General features: G+C 43.7%; 22 protein-coding genes and 1 riboswitch. Of the genes, 6 read left to right on the top strand and 16 right to left on the bottom strand.

What is annotated here, in order from left to right; genetic code table 11:
- Window positions 1-139 precede the first annotated feature (139 nt).
- Complete coding sequence (locus SHAL_RS09895) at window positions 140-2,557, bottom strand: hybrid sensor histidine kinase/response regulator (protein ID WP_041415956.1); 2,418 nt, start codon at window positions 2,555-2,557, stop codon at window positions 140-142.
- 177 nt (window positions 2,558-2,734) lie between these two features.
- Window positions 2,735-3,001: a hypothetical protein gene (locus SHAL_RS09890; RefSeq protein ID WP_012277005.1), complete on the bottom strand. Its 267-nt coding sequence runs from the start codon at window positions 2,999-3,001 to the stop codon at window positions 2,735-2,737.
- Window positions 3,002-3,258: 257 nt separating this feature from the next.
- Between SHAL_RS09890 and SHAL_RS09885 the strand changes: the two genes are divergently transcribed.
- Complete coding sequence (locus tag SHAL_RS09885) at window positions 3,259-3,621, top strand: response regulator (RefSeq protein WP_012277004.1); 363 nt, start codon at window positions 3,259-3,261, stop codon at window positions 3,619-3,621.
- Window positions 3,622-3,929: 308 nt separating this feature from the next.
- On the opposite strand, the gene SHAL_RS09880 is transcribed toward SHAL_RS09885, so the two are convergent.
- From SHAL_RS09880 to SHAL_RS22385, 8 genes are all read right to left on the bottom strand, one after another.
- Complete coding sequence (locus SHAL_RS09880) at window positions 3,930-4,262, bottom strand: hypothetical protein (RefSeq protein ID WP_041415954.1); 333 nt, start codon at window positions 4,260-4,262, stop codon at window positions 3,930-3,932.
- Between the two features lie 68 nt (window positions 4,263-4,330).
- A complete protein-coding gene (gene thiH, locus SHAL_RS09875) occupies window positions 4,331-5,437 on the bottom strand; it encodes a 2-iminoacetate synthase ThiH (protein WP_012277002.1) in 1,107 nt (368 codons plus the stop codon).
- A 24-nt stretch (window positions 5,438-5,461) separates the two neighbouring features.
- The gene (locus SHAL_RS09870) at window positions 5,462-6,229 is read right to left on the bottom strand and encodes a thiazole synthase (RefSeq protein ID WP_012277001.1); all 768 of its coding nucleotides are present in this window, start codon (window positions 6,227-6,229) and stop codon (window positions 5,462-5,464) included.
- Window position 6,230: 1 nt separating this feature from the next.
- Window positions 6,231-6,503 carry a sulfur carrier protein ThiS gene (gene thiS, locus SHAL_RS09865; protein ID WP_012277000.1) on the bottom strand — a complete coding sequence of 91 codons (273 nt, stop codon included), beginning with the start codon at window positions 6,501-6,503 and terminating at the stop codon, window positions 6,231-6,233.
- Window positions 6,504-6,541: 38 nt separating this feature from the next.
- Entirely contained in the window at window positions 6,542-7,429 is an 888-nt protein-coding gene (locus SHAL_RS09860) for a HesA/MoeB/ThiF family protein (RefSeq protein ID WP_012276999.1), read from the bottom strand.
- 2 nt (window positions 7,430-7,431) lie between these two features.
- Window positions 7,432-9,045 carry a thiamine phosphate synthase gene (gene thiE / locus SHAL_RS09855; RefSeq protein ID WP_012276998.1) on the bottom strand — a complete coding sequence of 538 codons (1,614 nt, stop codon included), beginning with the start codon at window positions 9,043-9,045 and terminating at the stop codon, window positions 7,432-7,434.
- A 2-nt stretch (window positions 9,046-9,047) separates the two neighbouring features.
- A complete protein-coding gene (gene thiC / locus SHAL_RS09850) occupies window positions 9,048-11,036 on the bottom strand; it encodes a phosphomethylpyrimidine synthase ThiC (RefSeq protein ID WP_012276997.1) in 1,989 nt (662 codons plus the stop codon).
- A gap of 145 nt (window positions 11,037-11,181) precedes the next feature.
- Window positions 11,182-11,280: riboswitch (TPP riboswitch) on the bottom strand.
- A 164-nt stretch (window positions 11,281-11,444) separates the two neighbouring features.
- The gene (locus SHAL_RS22385) at window positions 11,445-12,431 is read right to left on the bottom strand and encodes a hypothetical protein (RefSeq protein ID WP_150102080.1); all 987 of its coding nucleotides are present in this window, start codon (window positions 12,429-12,431) and stop codon (window positions 11,445-11,447) included.
- A 375-nt stretch (window positions 12,432-12,806) separates the two neighbouring features.
- On the opposite strand from SHAL_RS22385, the gene trhA reads away from it, so the two are divergent.
- Window positions 12,807-13,505 carry a PAQR family membrane homeostasis protein TrhA gene (gene trhA / locus SHAL_RS09840; RefSeq protein WP_012276995.1) on the top strand — a complete coding sequence of 233 codons (699 nt, stop codon included), beginning with the start codon at window positions 12,807-12,809 and terminating at the stop codon, window positions 13,503-13,505.
- A 123-nt stretch (window positions 13,506-13,628) separates the two neighbouring features.
- On the opposite strand, the gene SHAL_RS09835 is transcribed toward trhA, so the two are convergent.
- Both SHAL_RS09835 and def read right to left on the bottom strand, forming a co-directional pair.
- Complete coding sequence (locus SHAL_RS09835) at window positions 13,629-14,144, bottom strand: DTW domain-containing protein (protein WP_041415953.1); 516 nt, start codon at window positions 14,142-14,144, stop codon at window positions 13,629-13,631.
- 177 nt (window positions 14,145-14,321) lie between these two features.
- Window positions 14,322-14,813 carry a peptide deformylase gene (gene def, locus SHAL_RS09830; protein WP_012276993.1) on the bottom strand — a complete coding sequence of 164 codons (492 nt, stop codon included), beginning with the start codon at window positions 14,811-14,813 and terminating at the stop codon, window positions 14,322-14,324.
- Between the two features lie 248 nt (window positions 14,814-15,061).
- Here def and SHAL_RS09825 point away from each other — a divergent pair, with 248 nt between their 5' ends.
- Window positions 15,062-16,783 carry an MFS transporter gene (locus SHAL_RS09825; RefSeq protein WP_012276992.1) on the top strand — a complete coding sequence of 574 codons (1,722 nt, stop codon included), beginning with the start codon at window positions 15,062-15,064 and terminating at the stop codon, window positions 16,781-16,783.
- 170 nt (window positions 16,784-16,953) lie between these two features.
- Here SHAL_RS09825 and SHAL_RS09820 read toward each other — a convergent pair whose 3' ends face one another.
- Window positions 16,954-17,625, bottom strand: coding sequence for a hypothetical protein (locus SHAL_RS09820; protein WP_012276991.1), 672 nt, complete (start codon window positions 17,623-17,625; stop codon window positions 16,954-16,956).
- A 237-nt stretch (window positions 17,626-17,862) separates the two neighbouring features.
- Between SHAL_RS09820 and SHAL_RS09815 the strand changes: the two genes are divergently transcribed.
- Window positions 17,863-18,189 carry an MGMT family protein gene (locus tag SHAL_RS09815; protein ID WP_012276990.1) on the top strand — a complete coding sequence of 109 codons (327 nt, stop codon included), beginning with the start codon at window positions 17,863-17,865 and terminating at the stop codon, window positions 18,187-18,189.
- A 157-nt stretch (window positions 18,190-18,346) separates the two neighbouring features.
- The gene (locus SHAL_RS09810; protein WP_012276989.1) at window positions 18,347-19,135 is read left to right on the top strand and encodes a DUF3108 domain-containing protein; all 789 of its coding nucleotides are present in this window, start codon (window positions 18,347-18,349) and stop codon (window positions 19,133-19,135) included.
- A gap of 102 nt (window positions 19,136-19,237) precedes the next feature.
- Here SHAL_RS09810 and SHAL_RS09805 read toward each other — a convergent pair whose 3' ends face one another.
- Entirely contained in the window at window positions 19,238-20,023 is a 786-nt protein-coding gene (locus tag SHAL_RS09805) for a class II glutamine amidotransferase (protein WP_012276988.1), read from the bottom strand.
- Between the two features lie 247 nt (window positions 20,024-20,270).
- On the opposite strand from SHAL_RS09805, the gene fadE reads away from it, so the two are divergent.
- Window positions 20,271-22,718 (top strand): acyl-CoA dehydrogenase FadE, encoded by a 2,448-nt coding sequence (gene fadE / locus SHAL_RS09800; protein WP_012276987.1) that lies wholly within the window; start codon window positions 20,271-20,273, stop codon window positions 22,716-22,718.
- Between the two features lie 215 nt (window positions 22,719-22,933).
- Here the strand turns inward: fadE and SHAL_RS23645 are convergent, their stop codons facing one another.
- On the bottom strand, window positions 22,934-23,128 hold the full coding sequence (locus tag SHAL_RS23645) for a DsrE family protein (protein WP_398364956.1): 195 nt from the start codon (window positions 23,126-23,128) through the stop codon (window positions 22,934-22,936).
- 176 nt (window positions 23,129-23,304) lie between these two features.
- On the bottom strand, window positions 23,305-23,625 hold the full coding sequence (locus SHAL_RS09795; protein ID WP_041415952.1) for a hypothetical protein: 321 nt from the start codon (window positions 23,623-23,625) through the stop codon (window positions 23,305-23,307).
- Window positions 23,626-23,824: the final 199 nt, after the last annotated feature.

Below are 23,824 nucleotides of genomic sequence, written 5' to 3'. Positions count from 1 at the left end.
ATCTCCATTATCAGCAATTGCAAGTCAGCATGGTTAGAGTAAAATCGACATTGGAGCAGTGGCGCATACAGCGTAATCGTTTACACAAGCCACATAAAGACACATTGAAATGCTAGGCTAATCTCAATAGCACGGTGTCTTAATGCAACTTAGCGAGTTTATCGACTAACACTTCACGCTTGAAGGGCTTCGGTAAATAGTCATCCATACCTGAGTCAAAACACTTTTGTATATCATCATCAAGAATTGACGCCGTTAACGCTATAATTTGAACACGCTTAGCATCTTCCTCTTTTTCAAATTCGCGTATTGCTCTTGTCGCTTCAAATCCATCCATTACGGGCATCATGCAATCCATTAAAATCACAGAGAAGTTACCGATATGACGCTTATAATGTTCTAATGCTTCTCTTCCGTCATTGGCAATAAGATATGGAAGGTTTAGCTTATTTAAATTAATTGAAACTACCTGCTGATTAACCTTATTGTCTTCAACCACCAGCACTATTTTTTTATTCTTGTTTAGCTCAAGCTCTACTGGTACAAAACTCTCTTTTTGCTCGTAGCGGTTAGACACTGAGTTAATTAAAGTCTCTAAGCGCTTACCTAACAATGGTAGTGTGATATATCCCGCAACCAAATCACCATAATCTTCTTTAACCGAGTCAATTTGGCTTGCAATGAGAATGGGGGGGGTAGAAAGTTTTAATGCTATACCTGCTAACATCTGTTTATCTTTAATGTCTTCAGCATTAAAAATTATGATACTTGATTGCCTCAGCATTGGGATAATTTCATCCACACTATCCGTATCATCAAGTTGGTGATGCAAACTTTTAATATTTTGAACTAAAAATGGATTCTGCAATTTAGCGCAATAGATTAAGTGCTGAGAACTAGATAGTTTTGCAATATGCTCCTGCCTATCAAAGGTTAAATAAAAATAGAATTCACTGCCTAGTCCCTTTGAAGAATTTATCGCTATTTCGCCCCCCATCATCCTTACCAACTTGGTTGAAATAGATAAACCAAGTCCTGTTCCACCATACTCGACCGAAGTATTTCTTTCCTCTTGTTGAAACTCTTCAAATACTTGCATATGTTTATTTTCATCGATCCCGATGCCAGTATCTTTGACAGAAAACAGTATGCATATGGTATCAGTCGTCTCAACTTCTAGCTGTAACTTGAACGAAACGGAACCTGAATGGGTAAACTTAACCGCATTTGACGCTAGATTCATTAAAACCTGTCGCAGTTTTTGTTCGTCAGCCCTAACATAGCATGGAATATTTTGGTCAATGGTTATTCTCATCTCTATGCTTCTTTGTTGGGCTTTAGGAGCGATTAAAGCTACGGTGTCATATATAACCTCTTTTATATTGCAAGTATGTGGACAGATCTCAAGATGGCCAGACTCTATTTTTGATAAATCTAAGATATCATTTATTAACATTAATAAGGTTTGAGAAGAGGAGTTAATTGTTGCAAGGTAATCTTTCTGTATCGCGGTCAGTTTTGAGTCAGTTAAAATCTCTGTCATACCTATGATGCCATTAAGTGGCGTCCTGATTTCATGAGACATATTAGCCAAAAATGAGCTTTTAGCACTGTTCGCTTGTTCCTCTTTTTCTCTTGCGAAAATAAGCCCTTGCTCCATCCTAGTGATGGAATAAAAAATATAATATAGTATTCCAACAATTAAGAGCACTAATAAGATCTCAACAATAGATTGGGTGATGACTAACCCTGAAACACTTTTATCAACTTTAAGTGGGATCGTATTAAACAGAGTTTCCAGACTGCGTTCCACACTGTGAACATTTTGTCTAAGTGTTCCATGATAGCCTAACGACTCCGAGTAACCTCTCCTTTTCATAGATGCCTGCAACTGAAAAAAAGCATGTTCAAATGCCAAAAAAGCTTGCTGCAACGGTAATGTAGATTGAGGCTTATCTTTAATATGCTGTTCTATTATTTTAAACTGATGAGTAACTCTAGTGAGTAAAGCGGAGTCGAAACTTTTAAAAAAATCAAATACCGTTAACTGATTGGCGATTATAAGCTCCAATAATTCTGTATCTTTCAACTGATTCGTGAGTAATTGGAGTTCATTCGAGTTACGTTCAAATCGTGCAAGTAGTCCTTGTTCAGCACGGGTGCCATTGATACTGTATATTTCATTAATTAGAAGGGAAAAAGTATCAATATAATCATCAAGCTGTTCCAAAACCCGTTGATTGTCATAGTTTATATCTAAATTACTTTGAGTCAGTAACCTATCAATCTGAGTTAATTGCTGTACCAGCTTTGCCTTAAAGTCCAGTACTTGAAAAGTATATTTTGGTTCTATTCGACTAATAAAGTCCTTCTCGTTGCGCCGTATCATCAATAATGTGTTGGCAGAGACAACAACCTCATTTTCAAGCTGTGATAATGCCAATTTAGTATTCGACACATACTGGGTTATCGATACATTAATAATAAGCAATAAAACAATTGCTACGCTTCCTGCTAGCAAAAAACTCTTTATAGACCAACTTCCCTGTTTAAGCATGCGACCTCCTGTTGCACCAGCCCATAAACAATAGGCCATATAAACAGTTAGCACCAATAAATAACTTGTTAAATGAATCAAAAAGATAAGGGATATTAGTCTATAAAATGTACTTTTAACGAGTGACGAATACTTTTTACGAGTTCAGTTTGAAGGGTTAGATGTAGTTAAAATGACCTACACCTTAATATTGATTATGTTGCCTATCATATCTGATGAGGTTTGTATCACCTCTGCCGACGCCTGAGCATGAATAACCGCTTGAGTCGCATCGACTAATGCTTCGGATGCACTAGCACTAGCATTAGTACTGCTACTATCAACAGTCGTCGTGCCTGCAGCTGATTGACTTGCACCAGCAACATCAACCGTTGCTTGAGTTAAGTCTGACTGCGCAGACTGAAAACCATTCTGCCCAGAGATAATACTCGGTGGGATCTGCATAACATCGCCCTTATAAATAGGAACTTATTTGCTCAATTATTATCTAAAATTTGAATAAAGTACAGTGACAAACTCGTTTATAAAGTCTGCAGCAATAATGCTAAAACGCCAGTGATGTATGCTCCCCATTGCATTAAGTCTCTGTTCATTCAGTGATAATAACTGTGTTAAAAATAGCCAATATTCCTGTAAAATGATAGAGTTGTTAGATAAACGTTGTAACTCGATTCCAGCTTGAGCTTAAGAGGATAATCTAAATGAAAAAAGCGAGAATACTGGTCGTAGATGATGATCCAGTCTGTTCAAGCCTATTATTGTCTATATTAGGCGATGACTATCAGGTCACAACCGTAAACACAGGTTGTGATGTTGCGGATATTGCAAATATTCAGCGTCCGGACGTTATCTTCTTAGATATCATGATGCCCGGCAAAAATGGTTACCAAGTCCTTAAAGATCTGAAACAAGACCCACAAACATCTAAACTGCCGGTCATTATCGTCAGCGCCCTTTCAGAACAGTCTGATGAAAACCTTGCACTGCGGATCGGTGCAGACGGCTACATAACAAAACCTATTGTGCCATCGAGTGTGTTTGCTGTACTTAAGAAGTATCTCTAATGAAGCTGAAGTGCTAATCAATAAAAACCATTTATTGCTAACTATTGCTAATTGCAAAACATTAGTGATGGATACCGCTGGCGAAAAATGCCCGTTTACACTCTCTGCAGCGCAGCTTTATTGGTAATGGTTGCACGCCAATTAGGGGCAATAAACCTAAGCCAAGAGGGTAGCTCAGAATATTAGGCACAAATCTATAACTCACATAAACCAGCTTACTCTGACAATGCTTACATTGACAAAAAAAGGTGTTGTTCCATTTTCTTCTGCAGTGATGGCATCCTAGCCTCCTACCTGTAATTTAATAACTATCCCATCATCAGTGCTAAAAATAGCCCTAAGCGCTTAATACAACTCAAACTAAAGGTCACAATACCTGTATATTTTAATCGCGGAAAAAGCGACTTACAGATAACCTGTTTTCCTTGATATAAACCGATATTATTAAAAGGAAATAGTAGTGCCTTAATCTGATACGTTTGCTTAGCAATAGTCACAGAGTAGCGTTTATAAGGTAGCCATAAGAACTTTTTAAACACGATACTGCCTTCGCAGGTCACCATCAAGGTACCCGACAAGCCATGGTAATCAAATTTAACTCGACTACCATTCACATCCATAGCTTTTCCCTGTTTAAACATATTATCAATGCATCCATTCGATTGATTTTACTTTAGCGAAACTCACACTATTAACCTAAATACCAGAGCTACCACCCAGTTTCCCAGTCTTTCCAAACCGGATTTAACCCTCGCTCAAGCATCGCTTTGGCGACCACTTGCGGCGTTCGCCCGTCACTGATCTCAAATTGATCCAGTTCGGTATTGGGCTCGACATAACCGCCTGGCTGAGTTGAACTGCCAGCGCTAACATTGGTTACTCCTAGGGCAAACAAATTATCTCGAAGTTTCGGGGTTTCTCGTGTCGATAGACTAATCTCTAACTGTTGATTAAACAACCTAAAGGCGCAGATCATCTGCACTAGGCCTTTATCGGTTAGCTCCACTTTTGGCGATATCCCGCCCGTACAGGGCCTAAGTCTTGGCAGAGAAATACTATAGCGACTACGCCAGTAAGTTTTTTCTAAATAATCAATATGATGACCCATTAACAGCGCGTCTAGTCGCCAGTCATCCAAACCTAACAATACGCCCAAGCCAATCTTATCGACACCGGCTCTCGCGACTCTGTCGGGGGACTCGAGCCGAAAGATAAAATCTTTCTTTTTGCCTCGCGTATGGTGTTTGCTATAAGTCTCGGGGTTATAGGTTTCTTGATACAACATGACCGCATCGAGCCCACTGGCCACTAACTCTCGATAATCTTGCTCTCCAAGAGGCTGTACTTCCATGGCCACATGGCTAAATTGCTCTCGAACCAAGGGCAAGACTTGTTTAAAGTAATCTATACCCACCTTAGTTTCGTGCTCACCTGATACCAGTAAAATAGAGTCGTAACCCATAGTTTTAATTAAGCGCATCTCATCCAACACCTCATCATTGGACAAGGTCTTACGCTTAATTTTATTGCTCATGGTAAAGCCACAGTAATCGCATTCATTGGCGCATAGATTCGATAGGTATAACGGAATATACATGCCGATACTGGCACCAAAGCGCTGACGCGTTAACGTAACAGCCTGCTGCGCCATCTGCTCAAGATAGGGCTGAGCAGCTGGAGACAGGAGCGCAAGTAAACTATCTAAATTACCCGATGCCCCCTGTAATGCCTGCTCCACATCGGCTGCCGTGCAGGAATACAGCCTTAACTTAAGCTCAGAGCGTGATAGCTTTTTAAATACTTCGACAAAGCTCATAACCCCTCCTTCGAGGCTGAAAAATTACTCATCATTTAAGAACCCCGTAAGCGGACTGGTATTGTGCGCTTGATGGCTAACAGCACCAAGCCCTGCCACATATGCCTGCCGCCCCGTGTTGACCGCTTGGGCAAAGCAGCGGCCCATAGCCACGGGATCTGAACTGCTGGCAATCGCGGTATTAACCAACACCGCGTCAGCGCCCAGCTCCATGGCGTGGGTAGCCTGAGATGGTGCGCCTATCCCGGCATCGACAATCACAGGTACATTGGCTTGCTCAATAATAATCTTTAAAAAGGTTTCTGTGGCTAAGCCTTGATTGGAGCCAATCGGGCTGCCAAGTGGCATCACTGCGGCGCAGCCCACCTCTTCGAGTCTGCGGCACAGCACAGGGTCGGCATGGACATAGGGCAAGACCACATAACCTTGCTCACATAAAATCCGCGCCGCCTCTAAGGTTTCGATAGGATCTGGCATTAAGTACTTAGGATCCGGGTGGATCTCGAGCTTAATCCAATTGGTGCCTAACATCTCTCGTGAAAGATGGGCGGCAAAAATGGCTTCTTTGACGTTGCGAGCCCCAGCAGTGTTAGGCAGAAGCTTTACACCTCTGTCTAACAAAGGTTTGAGAATATTGTCGCTACCAGTTTTAAGATCGAGCCTTTTAATCGCCAGTGTCACAAGTTGAGATTGCGATGCTTGAATGGCAGTGAGCATGATCTCCGACGCGGCAAATTTGCCCGTTCCGGTAAATAATCGTGATTCAAATTGGTGCTGTGCAATAGTTAACATTTTAGCCTCCGGCCACGACAGAAAAGAGTTCAAGTTTATCGCCTGCTTGGCAATGGATAATCGGCCAGCTTTGACGAGGCACGACCTCAGCGTTAAGTGCAGCGGCTATCGCCTTTACTTCTACGCCTCTTGCTACGCCATAAGCTTGGATCACAGCTTGTAACGTTGTGCTGGCAGCGACCTGTTTAACTTCGTCATTGATACTGATTGAAATGCCACTTTGGGCTTCCACCTTCACTACTGATCCCGCTTCATTATTGTTTTCTTGCTGCATAATCTACCTCTACAGGTTTACATCCGTACCATGCTAATTTAACTTCGATATTCAGGTTCACAGTCATTGCCATTGCCATTGTTATTATTACTGTCAGCGCGGCATACAAGGCAGTCTTTGCTACGTGGAAGTCTTGCTTCTCGCCAGCTAAATTGCTTACCGTCAAAGCGAAATAATTTACCGACGGTGTCCCGATGGCCTAATAGCTGTTGCAACGCCATTAAGGCTTGCATCGATGCAAGTGTGCCAACCATTGGCCCCAGCACGCCCACGGTTTGACAGCTTTGACCGACTTGCATATCGGCAGGAAATAAACAGTGATAACAGCCAGATTGGGGGCTGTGTCGTTGATCGATATTGAGCAGTTGTCCTTGAAAATGCGCCGCTGACGCCGACACTAATGGCAGCTGATTGCTAATGGCAAACCTATTAACCAATTGCCGGGTTTCAAAGTTGTCACTGCAATCTAGCAGCAGATCATATTGGCCAGCCTCTATGCCCATTTCTTGTATGCCAAGAGCTTGTATGCTTAAAGCTTGCTGGATATTGTCTTTCGTTAAGTAATCAGTAACGGCTGCTAACTTAACTTGAGTGTAGGCATGGCTAAGTTTTTTCTGTGCTACCTGCGCTTTATTGCCGCCAATATCGCTAACGGTAAACAACAGTTGCCGAGGAAGGTTTGATACCTCCACATCATCACCATCCACCAGCGTTATGTGACCAACTCCTGCAGCAGCCAGATACTGGGCCGCTACATTGCCCAAACCGCCAATGCCTATTACCGCGACATGGGCATTAGCCAGTAAGATCTGCCCTGCCTCACCGACTTCTGGTAGCAATACCTGTCGTGAATAATGTAAAAAATCGCTATCACTAAGAGATAGGCTTATCTCGTCTGATGACCTATTTATTGCACCTTTAAACATAATCATGACTCCTCAAGCCATGCTTGCGCTAACGCTTTAAATGCAGCAGCAGGGTCGTCTGACTCTGTCACCGCCCGCACCACGGCAATATCATCCACACCTGTTGCTTTCACACTTGCAAGCCTCGATGCATCGATACCACCAATAGCGACGATAGGAAGCTCGCCCTTCATCAAAGACACATACCTTGCCAGTTTTGCGAGTCCCTGCGGTTTAGAGGGCATCACCTTGGTCGTTGTCGGAAATATATGACCAAATGCGATATAAGATGGGTTGTGCTGCTTGGCGAGCAAGATCTCAAAATAACTATGACTCGACAGTCCAAGAGCAATATCCGCGTCATCAAGTTGCTTAAGATTACTCTCAATCAAGTCTTCCTGACCCAAATGTACTCCGTAAGCCTGATGCTTTATCGCTAACTGCCAATGATCATTGATAAACACTCGCGCCTGATAATCACGGCCAAGGGCTATTGCTTGAATGATCTGCTGCTCAAGTGATTGCTCCTTAAGAGCCTGCTCCTTGGTATCTTTTATTCGCAGCTGTAGTGTCTTAGCCCCCGCTTTTAATAGCATTTCGAGCAAAGCAACATCTGCGACAACTGGATACAGCCCCAAGGCTTCATCAATCTTTTTAAAGCCTTTGAGTTTGCCCGTCCTCGATAGCGCATTGTTAATCAATGCAGCCGGTAATGGGTCTTGCTGTGTGACTTGTTTGATATAAGGAAATAAGCTTAACTCCCTTGGCCACGCCGTTCTTGCTAGGCAGCCCGCTCCTTTCCCTGGTTGATAACTCCCGCGAAGACCCGCACTCACATAGGCTTTAGCCACAACGACGGCATCATTAAGCACAAAGCCATGAGCCATCACAGCCGCAATGGCCGATGATAATGTGCAGCCAGTGCCATGATTATTACCACTGGCTTCTCTTATGCTCGATAGCCAAAAACTTTGCCACTGATGCTTAGCCGATATACCATTCACATCGCGACAAACCAGTAAATCATTGGCCTGATGCTGGCACCAACTTGGGCCCCGATCGCCGCCTTTTGCCAGTACTGACGTTGCAAGAACATCGGCGAGTTTTTTGGCAGCGGTAATACAAGCGCCGACATCGTCTAAGCAATGGCCCGCAAGCACTTCAAGCTCACTAACATTGGGTGTGATAAGAGTCAGCAACCCTTTGAAAGGGGTAAAATCTAACGCTCCCCCATTTGCTAAAGCATCACCACAGGTTGCAACCATCACGGGATCTAAGATCACCGGCACCTTAACACCAGCTTTAAGCCAAATATCTTGTTGATCACGTAACCATAATGCTAATAAAGCGATTTGCCTCTGATCAGCGAGTAAACCGATTTTAATCGCATCTGGCGGTAGGTCTGTTACCAAAGTATTGAGCTGAGAGCTCAGCATTTGCGCCGATACCGCCTCGACTAACGACACTGTAACCGAGCTTTGCGCGGTCACTGCGCTGATAACGCTACACGCGTGGGTGTCCAGATCTGACATGGTTGCCAGATCTGCTTGAATACCCGCGCCGCCTCCGCTATCAGAGCCCGCAATCGTCCACACAATCGGACGAACAGCAGGCAAAACTTGACGAGCACTTGTCATGACTAGTCCTCTAATACCGCATCACGCTGTTTATCGGCGGCTTCATGATAGAGCTCTGCGCCCTTAGCCTTAAACTCGGCTGACATCTGCGCCATGCCCAGCTCTCGCTCTGACGTCGTTTCGCTATCTGCGCATGATTGATACTCGGCATCGGATTTGATATCGATGTTGTTTGCTAGCTCGTCACGCTCTTTCGCCGCGGCATAATCTCGTACCTCTTGGGTGATCTTCATTGAACAGAATTTAGGACCACACATGGAGCAAAAATGTGCCACTTTGGCAGACTCTTGAGGTAAAGATTCATCATGATAGGCCCGCGCCGTATCAGGGTCTAAACCCAAGTTATACTGATCTTCCCAACGGAACTCAAAACGCGCCTTAGACAGTGCGTTATCACGGATTTGCGCGCTAGGATGGCCCTTCGCCACATCACCTGCATGAGCAGCAATCTTGTAGGTAATGAGTCCTTGCTTTACATCTTCTTTGTTCGGCAGACCAAGATGCTCTTTTGGCGTGACGTAACACAGCATGGCGCAGCCATACCAAGCGATCATTGCCGCGCCAATGCCTGAAGTGAAATGATCGTAACCCGGTGCAATATCGGTCGTTTGCGGGCCTAAGGTGTAAAACGGCGCTTCATCACACAGCTCAAGCTGCTTATCCATATTCTCTTTGATGAGATTCATTGGAATATGACCGGGACCTTCGATAATGGTCTGAACATCATATTGCCAAGCGATTTTAACCAGCTCGCCTAAGGTGGTTAACTCCGAAAATTGCGCTTCGTCGTTCGCATCGGCAATTGAACCAGGACGCATGCCGTCACCCAGCGATAATGAAACATCGTATGCGGCGCAGATCTCGCAAATATCTCTAAAATGTTCATAGAGGAAGTTTTCTTTATGGTGCGACAAGCACCATTTGGCCATGATTGAACCGCCACGAGAAACGATGCCAGTTAAGCGTTTTGCCGTCATTGGCACATAACGTAGTAGCACACCGGCATGAATGGTGAAGTAATCAACGCCCTGCTCGGCTTGCTCTATCAAGGTATCGCGAAAGGTTTCCCAGTTAAGATCTTCAGCAATGCCATTAACTTTCTCAAGCGCTTGGTAAATAGGCACCGTACCGATTGGCACTGGCGAGTTACGAATAATCCACTCGCGGGTTTCATGAATATAACGTCCGGTAGACAGATCCATTACGGTATCGGCGCCCCAACGAGTCGACCATACCAGCTTTTCGACTTCCTCTTCGATTGACGATGTCACGGCGGAATTACCAATATTGGCATTCACTTTAACCAAAAAGTTACGCCCTATAATCATCGGTTCAGCTTCAGGATGGTTAATATTTAATGGGATAATGGCGCGGCCACGGGCAACTTCTTGCCTGACAAATTCAGGCGTTATCGGCTCGCCAATCACTGCGCCAAAACTTTCGCCTTTATCTTTTTGAGTTAAAATGGGGTCATTAACTTCTGCCAGCGCCATGTTTTCACGAATGGCAATATACTCCATCTCTGGAGTGATAATACCCTGCCTTGCGTAGTGTAACTGGGTCACGCGTTTAGCCGTTTTTGCGCGGCGTGGCGGCAATAAAGACTCGAAGCGTAAATGATCTAGGCCATCATCGGCTAATCGCTGTTGGGTAAAGCCCGAGCTCACACCGGCAAGTTGCTCGGTATCGCCGCGCTCTTCTATCCAGTGTTCACGGAATTTTTCAAGCCCTTTGCGCACATCGATATTAGCATCGGGATCGGAATAAGCACCGGCGCAGTCATAAACCTTTAGCGGTGGATTCGCTTCAAAAACAGGATTAGTTTCATTGCCACCAATCAAGGTATCTGCTTGGTGTATTTGACGCATACCCACTTTTAGATCGGCTCGACTGCCTTGTAGGTAAATTTTCTCAGAATTGGGGTGCTGCAGTGGCTTTAAGTTATCAATAAACTGTTGAGCTTGAGCTCGGGTTTCGCGACGATTTGACATTAGCAAACTCACTTTTAGAAAGAAATGAAGTTGCTTGTCAGGAGAAATGAGAATGTGAAAAGTTGAACGTATAGCCAAAAATAAAACGCTAGTTACACGTAACCTTCGAAACACTGTTTGAGCATGTAATTAAACACCACTTTCTGCAGTTATTTCGCTTGTTTCCTTCGCAGGTTCTAGCCTGATCAGGTTCAACGGATCCCGAATTAACGGTCTCAGCCATATGGCACTCCGACAAGATGAGCTGGCAGTATAGTCTTATCCACTTGTTAGATACAAGTGCTAAAGTAGATATTCGTCTGGGATGAGCAAACAAATAATTAGCTCCGTAAACACATGTAATATTTAGATTTAAATTAAAATCCATATTAAAACATAAAAACAGATGAATTTTTATCAACTAAAAAATTAGCGGTTTTTGCTCACCATGCGCTTTTCTAGTCGAGCGGATATTGCATCGTTAATGGCTTTTTTAATCTTATCGCCACCACAATTAAAGGGGTAACCTAGGTTTTCTGCGTAGGGGTTAATTTGTGTTGGTACTTTGACAATACGGTAGCAAGTATCCCCCAGCCTAACGATGCGGTTTGGATCTAATCTGTGATCGGTGATGCTCACCTTGCTGTACTTATCGACCTCTAGAAAAACCAACTCTTGCATGTCTGCATCCATCTCACTTAAGGAGCGTTTTCTCGTGTATTGATTAGCGCTGTCTATAACGAGATCATCGAGTTTATTGGCCCTTTGTTTTGCTAAATAAGACTGAGTAAATTGACTTGGCCTGCTTGTTTTTTGACCTATTCTTTGGTTTAAGCTCTGAGTTGGACTGGAGACTAGCGGTGCCATTACGGCCGACTTAACTTGCTCATTTGCCTGATTAGCGTTTACAGGTACCCATTTTGTCTCTGGCTGCACAATGGCCGCAGTCTCTTTATTTTCTTGCTGATTTACCGTTTGCTCTACTTTCGCTTGACTATCAACGTGATTATCAACATGACCACCAACTTGCATTACTTGCTCAGAGGCATTTTTAGGTATTTGGTACAGATAGGATTGAATTTTAGGGGCCACTACCTTTTTAGCTATCGGTATTGCGCGAGTCCATAAATGATTAATCACAATGATAGCGATAAGGTGCAACAAGAATACGCTGGTGATGACAAGTAAGGTATTAAATCCAGTCTTGTGTCTATGGCCATTATTATAGTCAGCTACTTGGCTCATTTCACTTAATAAGCAACTTTCGCTTAATAAATTTACTTCAAGCTTTGAGTGACAATCGAGTGAGGCAAAAGTGAGGCTCAGATCCGGCCCCTCTTTTTTGTCAGCCGTAAAGCTTATGTCCACTTCGACATTCTGCTCAAGCATCGCCATCGATTTTCCTACTAATCTCAATTGCTTCATCCTAACTGTTTAGCTTGATTGAACATTATTTCCATAGTGACAACAGCTTAGAGCAAAAAAGATTTTATTGGTTCAACACTATTTCATGGTTGTAATTTAATCCTTCAGTCTTTTAATTTATTAACTTACAGGTAAATCCTTTTCAATTAAGTCTGCTTGATTAAATATATGCAGCTGAGGTATTTGTTTATCTCAGGTTCAGGGCTAAGACCGATATTGAAGCTGGAGCATTAAGCATTAAGCATTAAGTCTTGAGAGTTAAATCTAAGAAATAAGTTAAGCGTACACGTGTGCGCTTAACTTATAGCTTTTCAAATCAAAAATGTTACACTGACGCTAATTGTGGTCAAACCAAAAGTCTTTTATATGATGCCAGTAGAACAAGCGACAGCTTCAGACAATCAAGGCTCTAAGCCAACAAATAAGCAGATAACGTCTGCAAGCTACTGCGCGAATGAAGAGCGAGCCAATAGCATTAGCCACGGTATTGGCGTGTTTGCCGGGATCGTTGGACTGATTTTATGTCTGCTTAAAGGCTATGATCACTTAAGTTTGATTCAGTTAACAGGCGTGGTGGTGTACTGTTGCAGTATTATTTTGCTGTTTCTTTGCTCAACGCTTTACCACAGCGCGACCTCTCCCTTGCTAAAACACCGACTTAAGATAGCCGATCACTGCGCCATCTACCTGTTAATTGCCGGCACTTATACCCCGCTAATGCTGGTCACACTAGATAGCAGCGATGCCAATTGGGTGTTAATCGCTATTTGGTCACTGGCTATCGGTGGCATTTTATTTAAGACGCTATTTATTGGGCGCTTTAAAGCATTCAGCTTAGTTCTGTATCTAGTCATGGGTTGGCTATGTGTGACAGTAATGCAAGAGTTAATCGCCAATATGTCTGATTTGGGCTTTAATCTATTACTTATCGGTGGCCTGTTTTACAGCCTTGGTGTTATTTTTTACGTGGCTAAACGTATTCCCTTTAACCACGCTATCTGGCACCTATTCGTGCTAGGCGGCGCAGTGTCTCACTTCTTATGTATCTACCTAACGGTCATTTAAAATAAAAGACCCCTGAGTCAATGCCGTTAAGTTAAGCCAAAATCTGATTAATAAGTAAAGAACCCAGCCTAAGCTGGGTTCTTTGTTTTAAAAACTATAAACCACGAGGCGATATAATGAGTATTAGTGGCAAAAATCATTAAACTCGCTAGTTAATACCTGCGCCTCAGCATGCATTCCAGCTTGTTTAAATAGCTCAATAATACACTCGAGTGTGCACAAGCCACCCTCAACCTGATTACGCCTAAGAGTAAACTGTGAATCAGGAGTATCTGTTAAAGCGAACGTCTTAGCCGTTTTTAGATAAGGGCTTTGACGCAACATCTTGCGCGCTTCTTGCCAAGTCGCATCTAAAATAATTAACGTTTTAGGCAGCGAGTCTTGTGCTAAATCACCATTATAGTCACTGCCACATTCAGTGCTGCACTCAGTTTTCTGTACAGCCTCCTCGTTGGGAAGCTCTTTGGGGAACAATAGTGCAGTGTCGCTCTCACCGAGCTTGGCGAGCAGTAACTCAGATGGTGTCACCCGTGACCACATTATCCGCTGGCAATACTCTGGAAACAGTTTAAGTGCAATGCTGCCCGTATTGGTAGGACGGCTGGCTTCTCGCTCGTGGGTTAGTAATATTACCTGCAATGGACTGACTCTTAATTTAACAACGGCCAGAGTATATACCGAAACCGATTAAAGCTGACAGGGCAGCTAATCCACAATGAGCCATAAAAAAAGCGCCCCCTCATAAGAGGTGCGCTTAATTTTACAACTGTGATTTTCTTAGCTAGCCCATTAACAGCTTAGCAGCACACAGTTTGCTTACTTGTATTTTTTAACTTTCTTTAAAGCAACCTGTTGCTTAAGCATAGAGAGATGGTCTGTAAATACCACACCATTAAGGTGATCCATTTCATGCTGTAATACAATCGCTAAGAATTCATCGGTATCGATTTCGAATGCTTTACCATGACGGTCCAGTGCCGTCACCTTCACACCTTGGTGGCGATTCACTTTGGCGCGATAACCTGGGATAGATAGACAGCCCTCTTCGCCTTGGTATTCACCACGAGACTCGAGGAACTCAGGGTTAATCAATACCATTGGCTGATCGCGCTCATCAGACAGGTCGATAACTAAGATAGCATGTAAGCTACCAACCTGAGTTGCTGCTAGGCCGATACCGTCGTCGGTGTCATACATAGTCTCAATCAGATCATCGATAAAACCTTGAACAGACTCAATATCTGTTACAGGAACCGCTTTGCGTTTTAGGCGCTCATCGGGGATCGTTAAAATGTCTAACACTGCCATATTATCATCACACTAAAAGTAAACTAAAAAAATTTCGCGCTATTATGACCGAAACAACCGCAAAGGCAACCACTGCGGTAATTTAACTCTAGTTAAGTTAAATCGTTCTCTACTCGCTTCAGCTTTATTTTCAATCGTTCTCAAACCAACTTACTCAGCGAACAAGCTGCTAATTTAAACAATAAGCTCCACTTTTATGTAACATGTGATAGCATAAATCAAAATGTATAAAATATACGGATTGTAATATGACTCAAGCAGGACGCACCGCGCTGCCCCCTACATTCTTCGTTGCTAACACGATGGAGATCTTTGAACGCTTGGCCTGGTATGGTTTTTTTGCCCTCTCATCCCTTTATATGACCTCTCCGCAAAACCAAGGTGGATTAGGCTTTTCTGATCAAGAACGTGGCTTATTACAAGGTATGATCCCATTTTTTCTTTATCTATTTCCGGTATTAACCGGCGCACTTGCCGACCGTTATGGTTACCGGAAAATGTTTCTCGTCGCCTATGCCATTATGTGTCCCAGCTATTACCTACTTGGTCAAGTCGATACCTTTATGGGATTTTTTGTTGCCTTTATGGGGGTCGCAGTCGGAGCGGCCTGCTTTAAACCCGTCGTGACAGGCACTGTGGCGCGAACCACAGATGATACCAACCGAGGATTAGGTTTTGGGATCTTCTATATGATGGTCAATATAGGTGGTTTCTTAGGGCCCTTTATTGCTGGCTACGTCAGAGCGATTAGCTGGGACTGGGTATTTATCATGTCATCATTCTGGATTGCGGTTAACTTTATTCCAGCTTACTTTTTCTATAAAGAGCCAACGGATCAAAATCAGCAAAAAGGTAAGCCGCTTAAAGCCGTATTCCAAGATATACAAGAAGTACTCGGTAACGCCCGTTTTGCCATTTTGTTCTTTGGTACCCTAATTATCTTAATGTCCTATGGTGCCAAGTGGATCACAGGTGAAACCACGCTCATAATCTATGCCGCGTGGTTCGCGGGCCATATCATCTGGGACAAGCTTGCATCATCAAAACCACAAGCGCCTTGGTATGCTCAGAAAATCAGCCTAGGTAATAAACCTTTTGTGATCTATCTACTTATTCTGTCTGGTATGTGGATGGTCTATCAGCAGATATTTATTACACTGCCTATCTATATCCGTGACTTTGTCGATACCTCCGATCTGGTGTTGATGCTCGCAGGGCACCCAGACTTACAGCAGTTCTTTGCCCCTGTCGATATTAGCTTACTTCAATCAGAATTAACCCGATTGACCCATGAGGTCAGTGCCGGAACACTGAATGTTAAACAAGCTTATTTTGAACTGGTACATACTAAAGTCATGGTGCCTACTGCAGAGATAAGCCAAGCCTTTAATGCAATAGCACAAACACCAGCACTCGCAGCGCAATACGCACAAACTTGGGCTAGCGAATACCGTCAAATTAACCCTGAGTACCTCATCGGGCTTAACTTCCTGTCAATTGTAGTGATGCAGTTGATGATCAGCCGTTTTGTCGAGCGCTTCCAAGCTCTGCCAGTCCTAGTCGGTGGCACCATTATCCTCGCGCTAGGTACCGCCATTGGCGGCATTGCCCATGGTGCAATCATGGGCGGCACTATGGTATTAACCTCCATTTTGGTCTTCTCTGTCGGCGAGATGGTTGCCTCACCTAAGAGCCAAGAGTATGTGGCAAGCTTTGCACCACATGACAAGAAAGCGATGTTTATGGGTTACTACTTTGTCTCTTCGGCGATTGGTTTCTTGCTCGCGGGCCCATTATCAGGCTACCTCTACTCAGAAGTCGCCAAAGGCGCAGAACGCCCTGATCTGATGTGGTACATCATTGGTGGTTTTGGGTTATTGACTGCGTTTGGCCTAGTGATGTTCCACAAGTTTGGTACCACGCCACAAGCAGATGATGGAGCTGAAACACCACTAGCTCAGGCAAGCTAAGTGACTTTATATAAGTGACTTTATATAAGTGACTTTATATAAGATAAGCCTGACTTGATAAGACGTGTCTAGTGTTTAAGACGTGCCCAGTGTTAAAATAAAAATGCCCGTGTACTTATTTTTCACGGGCATTTTATTTAAATATCAAGCTAGCATGTAGAGTCAAGACGTTAGAATTGCGAGCGCACCGCAAACACCCATTGAGTGTCTTCACTTTCAAAACGCTCTAGTTTTTCCCAGTCATACTGATAGCGTACGACCCAAGACCACTGAGGGTTGATTTGATAACCTAGCGCTAACCAACTTCTCGCCTCATAACGCTCGACACCATCAACACCAGCATTACCCTGTAGGTAGAACTCACTGTACCAATGTTCTGTCATCGGCTTAAGTACTGTCATATTGGCATTAGCAGCGGTGCTGTCTTTATAAGATTTTACAGCCAAGTGATTCACTGCGAGCTCAGTAAACACCTGAGTCGCAAACCAACCTTGGTGCTCGGTCATTAAACCCATTTGGTACTGATAATGACTGGCTTTACCTCGGGGAGTATCAGTTTTACCATGGACGACAGAGGCTCTAAAATTTACCTGCTGCGTTGAATAAAGGTATCCTAAGTGCCACTTATCACCGCCAAGATTGGTATTGGCTGAAAATTTTTGATGACTGGTCGCAAAACTACCGCCGAGTTTAAACACATCGCCATCAAAACCTACATATAGCGAATCATTTAAATTTAATGGATCTGCAATATGTCGAAAGTCATTTGCACAAACCTGGGCTGACGCAACTGAGAGTAGTAACAAAGACCCCAGAAAAGGACTTAACCTCTTTACTGACATTATATCTACCGTTAAAAAGCGCTATTATTACTTTACCGTCAAGACTCGGCAAGGGCTTTTACTTTATATTACAACTCGTTAACCACGATATGATTAGACAGCAATCGATTAACACCTGCAACAGTCATATTCATGGATATGAACCTTATAGCGTAAGGTAATTGACCTTATCGACGTTAAATCTTACGGTAATAAAAGGAACAGGATTTGATACAAGAAAATAGTAAACCGTCACCAATGACGCAAATTTGGCATATTGTGTCTATGATCCCTGAAGGGAAAGTGTGCTCTTACGGCAAGGTAGCCGACTTAGCTGGCTTACCAGGGCGTGCTCGTTACGTTTCAAAAGCGTTAAGGTCTGCTCCAGAAGAGTTGAACCTGCCCTGGCACAGAGTCATTAACAGCCAAGGAAAAATATCCTTTGCTGAACATAGCGCGCTATTTATCGAACAGATGCAGCGGCTTCGTAGTGAAGAGATTATAGTGAACCGTGGCAAGGTTAAGTTATCTGAATATGAGTGGCAACCCGATATCGCGACATTAGTACTTTCAATGCCATTTTAGGCGATAGTGTTCAGGATATATCAATATATCTCAGTATATAGTTGTCAGCACTTTATCTGGCGTCACCATAAGTAAGCCGCTCGCGCTTTATCAAAGTGTTAAAAACAGTACTAAAAAGTAGGCCAATGAAAACCATCCACGTTTAAAGGAGTTGCCTTTGTTTAAAGCGTCACCGGCTCTATTTGCTATCAGCTTATTATTTGCAAGTCACGTTATTCTTGCCGATACCACAGCTTTGACCCCTCATACTGCTGAGTACCAAGTCTATTACGGCAGCATAGAGCTTGGCCGTGCCCGTTATATTCTCGATGCTCCCCAAGGAAACTTCTTTCAGTATCGTTTTGATAGCGATATCGGGCTATTAATGCTGTCCGATAAACGTCATATCCGTAGTGAATTTACCTTAGAGGATAACAACCAACTGGTGCCTATGCGCTATTCAGTTGAGCGCACCGGAACAGGCCCAAGCTTTAGAGAGCAAGCAGCCTTCGCTAAAGGCCAAAACGTTATCCATAGCCGCTACAAAGATGAGCGCGCAAAATTCCCTTACGACAGTGAGTTATTTGACCCACTGATGGTACAACTGCAGTTTAGACTCGATATGCAGGCCCATAAAGATAAGCTACATTACACTATGGTCAAAGAGGGCGAAGTCGATGATTACGCCTTTAAAATCATCGGCAAAGAACGTGTTAATATCGACAGCGGTAGCTATCAAACCGTTAAGTTTGAAGTAGTACGAGATAGTAAGAAGCGCCAGACCTTTTTCTGGATGGCCCCAGAGCTTAGCTACCTGCCAATACGGCTAACTCATTTTGAAAAAGGCAGTAAGCAGCTGGACATTAAACTGCTCAATTATCGCTTTGAGCCGTCAAATAAAGTCAGTGTACCTACCACAGAGCAAGCTCAAGCGAACGATGGCCCCAGTAATAAAGAAGGCGAGTAATCGTTAAGAAGGCGAGCGACAAGACTCAACTATTTTCTGAGCTAGAGATAACAAAAAAGCTCGCTAACTTAGGCTTAGCGAGCTTTTTAATTTCAGGACAGATTAGCTAACAGACGAACTAACCAGCTCCCCTTTCTTAAACAACTTCCATTCGCCTGGGGTTAACACGTTCCATTGCTCATTATTGGTCAATGGACGTGTGGCGATTACCGTCACCACATCGTTCGGAGTGGTCTCTTTATCGAAGTCTATCACCACATCAGTATCGATGAGCTTTGCTTTACCAAACGGCGCGCGGCGGGTGATATAGCAGAGGTTATTGCTGCAGTAACTCATTAGGTGTTCACCATCACTTAAGATCATGTTGAACACACCTAAGGCGCGAATTTCATCGGCCAACGTCGAGATATAGCGATATACAGCCAACCTATCGTCAGGAGCCTTATCGCCAAACTTCTCCACCACTTTGTCCATGATCCAGCAAAAAGCCATCTCGCTATCGGTATCCCCTACGGCATTAAAGCGTGTCGAAACAAACTTTTTCTCATAGTCACTCAACTGGCCGTTGTGAGCATAGGTCCAATATTGCCCCCAAAGCTCTCGAGTAAAGGGGTGAGTATTTTCTAATGACACACAGCCGCGGTTAGCTTGGCGAATATGGCTCACGACCACTTCGCTTTTTATCGGATAGGACTTAATGAGCTGTGCAATATGGGACTCACTGCTAGGGCGTGCATCTTTAAAAGTACGGTTGCCCTTACCTTCGTAAAACGTGATCCCCCAACCATCGACGTGGGGCCCTGTAACACCACCTCGTTGTGCTAATCCAGTAAAACTAAATACAATATCTGTCGGAACATTGGCACTCATGGCCAGCAACTCGCACATTAATCTTTATCCCGTTTAATCGACTACCTACCTCTAATTACACCATTTTAACCACTTGATAGCCATTCTGGAATATTTTTTAGAAAACACAGAATTTAAACATTTGTTTAATTTTTTCTTGTATTAAAATTAACTAAGGTTTAGATTTTATGAGACACAGGTCTGACCACACACTACAATTGTGAGATAAACCTCAAAACAAGTGCCTTTAGGTCAACTATAGGTCACACATAAAAGGAGAATTACAGTGACTACCCTACTATGGATCTTGGCGATGATTTTTACGATTGGCGCTTTTGCCTATCTAAGAGTCGCTCTGCTAACCGCCACCTTAGGCACCGCGATTGTATTGGCAATCGGAACCGGCGCCGCAAGTCTAAGCCCATTACTATGGGTAGTGTTTCTTGCCATTGCTCTTCCCCTTAATGTCAGTTCATTCAGACAAAACGTCATTAGCCGTTCATTATTAAAAATGTATCGTGGGATCATGCCCGAGATGTCTTCGACAGAAAAAGAAGCCATCGAAGCGGGAACCACCTGGTGGGAAGCAGACCTATTTGCTGGTAAGCCCGACTGGAGCAAACTGCACAACTACCCAAAGGCGAGCTTAACCGCTGAAGAGCAAGCCTTCTTAGACGGCCCTGTCGAAGAAGTTTGCCGCATGGTAAACCAGCATCAAGTGTCTCATGAGCTTGCCGACCTTCCTGATGAAGTGTGGCAATACCTGAAAGATCACGGTTTCTTTGCGATGATCATCAAAAAGAAATACGGTGGTTTAGAATATTCAGCCTATGCCCAATCACGCGTATTACAAAAGCTTGCAGGCCTAAGCAGTGAACTCGCGTCAACGGTTGGCGTGCCTAACTCATTAGGACCTGGTGAGTTACTACAACACTATGGCACCCCAGCTCAGCAAGACCATTATCTACCTCGCCTTGCTAAAGGCTTAGAAGTTCCTTGTTTTGCCCTTACCAGCCCTGAAGCGGGTAGTGATGCGGGTGCGATTCCTGATTACGGTGTTGTCTGTAAAGGCGAATGGGAAGGCGAAGAAGTTCTCGGTATGAAGCTTACCTGGAACAAGCGCTATATTACCCTTGCCCCTACGGCAACGGTATTGGGTCTTGCATTTAAACTACGCGATCCAGACCAACTGCTAGGCAATCAAGAAGAGCTCGGCATTACCTGCGCGCTTATTCCTACCGATATTGAAGGGGTAGAAACGGGTCGTCGTCACTTCCCGCTTAACTGTATGTTCCAAAACGGACCAACTCGTGGCACAGATGTGTTTGTACCGCTGAGCTTTATCATTGGCGGCGTTGAGATGGCTGGCCAAGGCTGGAGAATGTTGGTTGAGTGCCTTTCCGTTGGCCGAGGCATCACTCTGCCCTCAAACTCAGCAGGTGGTATTAAAACGGCTGCCGTTGCGACTGGCGCTTATGCCCGCATTCGTCGCCAATTTAAGCTGCCTATCGGCAAACTAGAAGGGATCGAAGAGCCAATGGCACGCATTGGCGGTAACGCTTATTTGATGGATGCGGTAACCACACTCACCACAACGGCTATTGATCTGGGCGAAAAGCCATCGGTGATCTCGGCAATTGTGAAATACCACCTCACTGACAGAATGCAACGATGCGTTATCGATGCCATGGATATTCATGGTGGTAAAGGCGTTTGCTTAGGCCCAAATAACTACTTAGGCCGTGGTTACCAGGCAGCACCCATCGCTATTACCGTAGAAGGTGCAAACATCCTCACTCGCTCGATGATCATCTATGGTCAAGGCGCAATTCGTTGCCATCCCTATGTATTAGCCGAGATGGAATCGGCGTTTGATCCAGATGCAAACAAGGGTCTACGCGATTTTGATGCAGCCATCTTTGGCCATATCGGCTTCACCACCAGCAACCTAGTTCGTAGCTTGTGGATGGGTCTGACTTCAAGCTACTTCTCTAACGCGCCTTATGCTGATAAGACCAAGCGTTACTATCAGCAGATGAACCGCTTTAGTGCGAACTTAGCCCTGTTATCTGACTTAGCGATGGCGACCCTTGGGGGCAACCTTAAACGGAAAGAGCGGATTTCTGCCCGCCTTGGCGACCTACTCAGTCAGCTCTATCTGGCTTCAGCAACGCTTAAGCGTTATGAAGATGAAGGCCGACTCACTGAAGACTTGCCTCTCGTGCAATGGGCCGTAGAGGACGCCTTATACAAGTTGCAGTCTTCACTCGATGATCTGTTAGATAATTTCCCTATGGGACTCGGTATCGCGCTACGCGTCATTATCTTCCCATTTGGTCGTCCACTTAAGCGCCCAAGTGACGTGCTTGACCACAAGGTTGCTAAAATCATGCAAACGCCTTGTGCAAGCCGTGAGCGTTTAGGTAAAGGACAATTTTGGACGCCGAGTGAGCATAATGCAGTGGGTATTCAAGAGCAGACCTTTAAAGATATTATTGCCTCTGAGCCTATCTACGACAAAGTCTGTAAGGCAGCAGGAAAACGCCTACCCTTTATGTGGCTAGATAAAATCGCTGCCGAAGGTAAAGCTCTAGGCGTACTGAGCGAAGAGGAAGTGGCACTACTCGAACGCGCCGAAATTGGTCGCATGAAGTCTATCAACGTCGATGATTTTGATCATGAAGAGTTAAAAGCACGCACACTTGAGTACACAAAAGAGGTGCAAGCGGCTTAGTCCGCTGTAAGTATCTCAACCAATAAAAAGGCCTAAGTGGATCACTTAGGCCTTTTTATTTATCTGTATATCCCGTCCAGAGAGAAGTTGACACTACAGATAAAAGCTAACAGAAGTAGCACTGTTTTCAATTCCACTTTATCCGTTTTCAAGTTATCGATTTAACGGTAAAAAAAAGCTGTAAGTAGACACTAAAGTGAAGTTAAAGGGCCGCTTTATGGCTTAATGTAGCAATACCCTTGCTGTTGTTTAACGGCAATTTCATAAACACCTGCAGGAACAACAATTGCTTGTTCAAATATCTCTAGAACAGAAATATTCATTTTTGTAAGTGTATTATTGCAAACAGCAAAAATAACCTTCTGACGATGAAGATCGTTAAGCAGGCTCAGCTGTTGAGATTTCTCTATTTCAGATTTAGATATACACTATACAGCCGCACCGTGGACTAGTAGCTCTATGCAAATGGTGTTATCGATGGCTAATAAATTCTGAATATTATTCAATGCCATATTCCAGCGTTCGGGCTCATTTACATGAAAAATAATTTGCATTATGACTCTCCATTGAATAACGGCTTAGGTCATTAAGAGATAAGATCTGTTTTAGCGAGTAATTGACAGAATTGACGTTTAATCAGAGTCTCACTCATATAAATAATTGTTATTGTGTCATTCTCATAAGTGTAAGCAACTCTACAGGTCAGCTGTTTATCTGCCACTATTTTGTATTCATGAATTTTATAGCCATTAAATCGAAGTGGATTGGCAAATTTAAGTTTAGGGCTATTTTCAGTAATAAGACGAGGCAAACGTTCTGCTATATCTTTGCGGATAGCGGCTTCTGATTGGCTGTGCTGGTTGAAAAACACTCTTAAGTGGCGATTGTTATCATAGACGATTAGCATGAATCAGCTTATTCCCAAATAAAATATCTTTAACTATAAACGCTAGCCCCCCAATGCACGAATATACTTTGGTTTATGTTCAATCAAAGAAACATTGGGCATGATAATGATGTTTGTTAGCAAGGAGCGGTTATCCATTTAATTTTTGCTTGGCACGTTCAAGAATATGTGACGCAACTTTGAACGCGCAGCAGTGAGC

The sequence above is a fragment of the Shewanella halifaxensis HAW-EB4 genome (assembly GCF_000019185.1).
Lineage (GTDB): Bacteria > Pseudomonadota > Gammaproteobacteria > Enterobacterales > Shewanellaceae > Shewanella > Shewanella halifaxensis.
This window is presented reverse-complemented; position numbering and strand designations above follow the sequence as displayed.

Coding starts and splice junctions, on each gene's coding strand:
- SHAL_RS09895 (WP_041415956.1), bottom strand. CDS start 2,557: ATGCTTAAACAGGGAAGTTGGTCTATAAAGAGTTTTTTGCTAGCAGGA.
- SHAL_RS09890 (WP_012277005.1), bottom strand. CDS start 3,001: ATGCAGATCCCACCGAGTATTATCTCTGGGCAGAATGGTTTTCAGTCT.
- SHAL_RS09885 (WP_012277004.1), top strand. CDS start 3,259: ATGAAAAAAGCGAGAATACTGGTCGTAGATGATGATCCAGTCTGTTCA.
- SHAL_RS09880 (WP_041415954.1), bottom strand. CDS start 4,262: ATGTTTAAACAGGGAAAAGCTATGGATGTGAATGGTAGTCGAGTTAAA.
- thiH (WP_012277002.1), bottom strand. CDS start 5,437: ATGAGCTTTGTCGAAGTATTTAAAAAGCTATCACGCTCTGAGCTTAAG.
- SHAL_RS09870 (WP_012277001.1), bottom strand. CDS start 6,229: ATGTTAACTATTGCACAGCACCAATTTGAATCACGATTATTTACCGGA.
- thiS (WP_012277000.1), bottom strand. CDS start 6,503: ATGCAGCAAGAAAACAATAATGAAGCGGGATCAGTAGTGAAGGTGGAA.
- SHAL_RS09860 (WP_012276999.1), bottom strand. CDS start 7,429: ATGTTTAAAGGTGCAATAAATAGGTCATCAGACGAGATAAGCCTATCT.
- thiE (WP_012276998.1), bottom strand. CDS start 9,045: ATGACAAGTGCTCGTCAAGTTTTGCCTGCTGTTCGTCCGATTGTGTGG.
- thiC (WP_012276997.1), bottom strand. CDS start 11,036: ATGTCAAATCGTCGCGAAACCCGAGCTCAAGCTCAACAGTTTATTGAT.
- trhA (WP_012276995.1), top strand. CDS start 12,807: ATGATGCCAGTAGAACAAGCGACAGCTTCAGACAATCAAGGCTCTAAG.
- def (WP_012276993.1), bottom strand. CDS start 14,813: ATGGCAGTGTTAGACATTTTAACGATCCCCGATGAGCGCCTAAAACGC.
- SHAL_RS09825 (WP_012276992.1), top strand. CDS start 15,062: ATGACTCAAGCAGGACGCACCGCGCTGCCCCCTACATTCTTCGTTGCT.
- SHAL_RS09820 (WP_012276991.1), bottom strand. CDS start 17,625: ATGTCAGTAAAGAGGTTAAGTCCTTTTCTGGGGTCTTTGTTACTACTC.
- SHAL_RS09815 (WP_012276990.1), top strand. CDS start 17,863: ATGACGCAAATTTGGCATATTGTGTCTATGATCCCTGAAGGGAAAGTG.
- SHAL_RS09805 (WP_012276988.1), bottom strand. CDS start 20,023: ATGTGCGAGTTGCTGGCCATGAGTGCCAATGTTCCGACAGATATTGTA.
- SHAL_RS09795 (WP_041415952.1), bottom strand. CDS start 23,625: ATGCTAATCGTCTATGATAACAATCGCCACTTAAGAGTGTTTTTCAAC.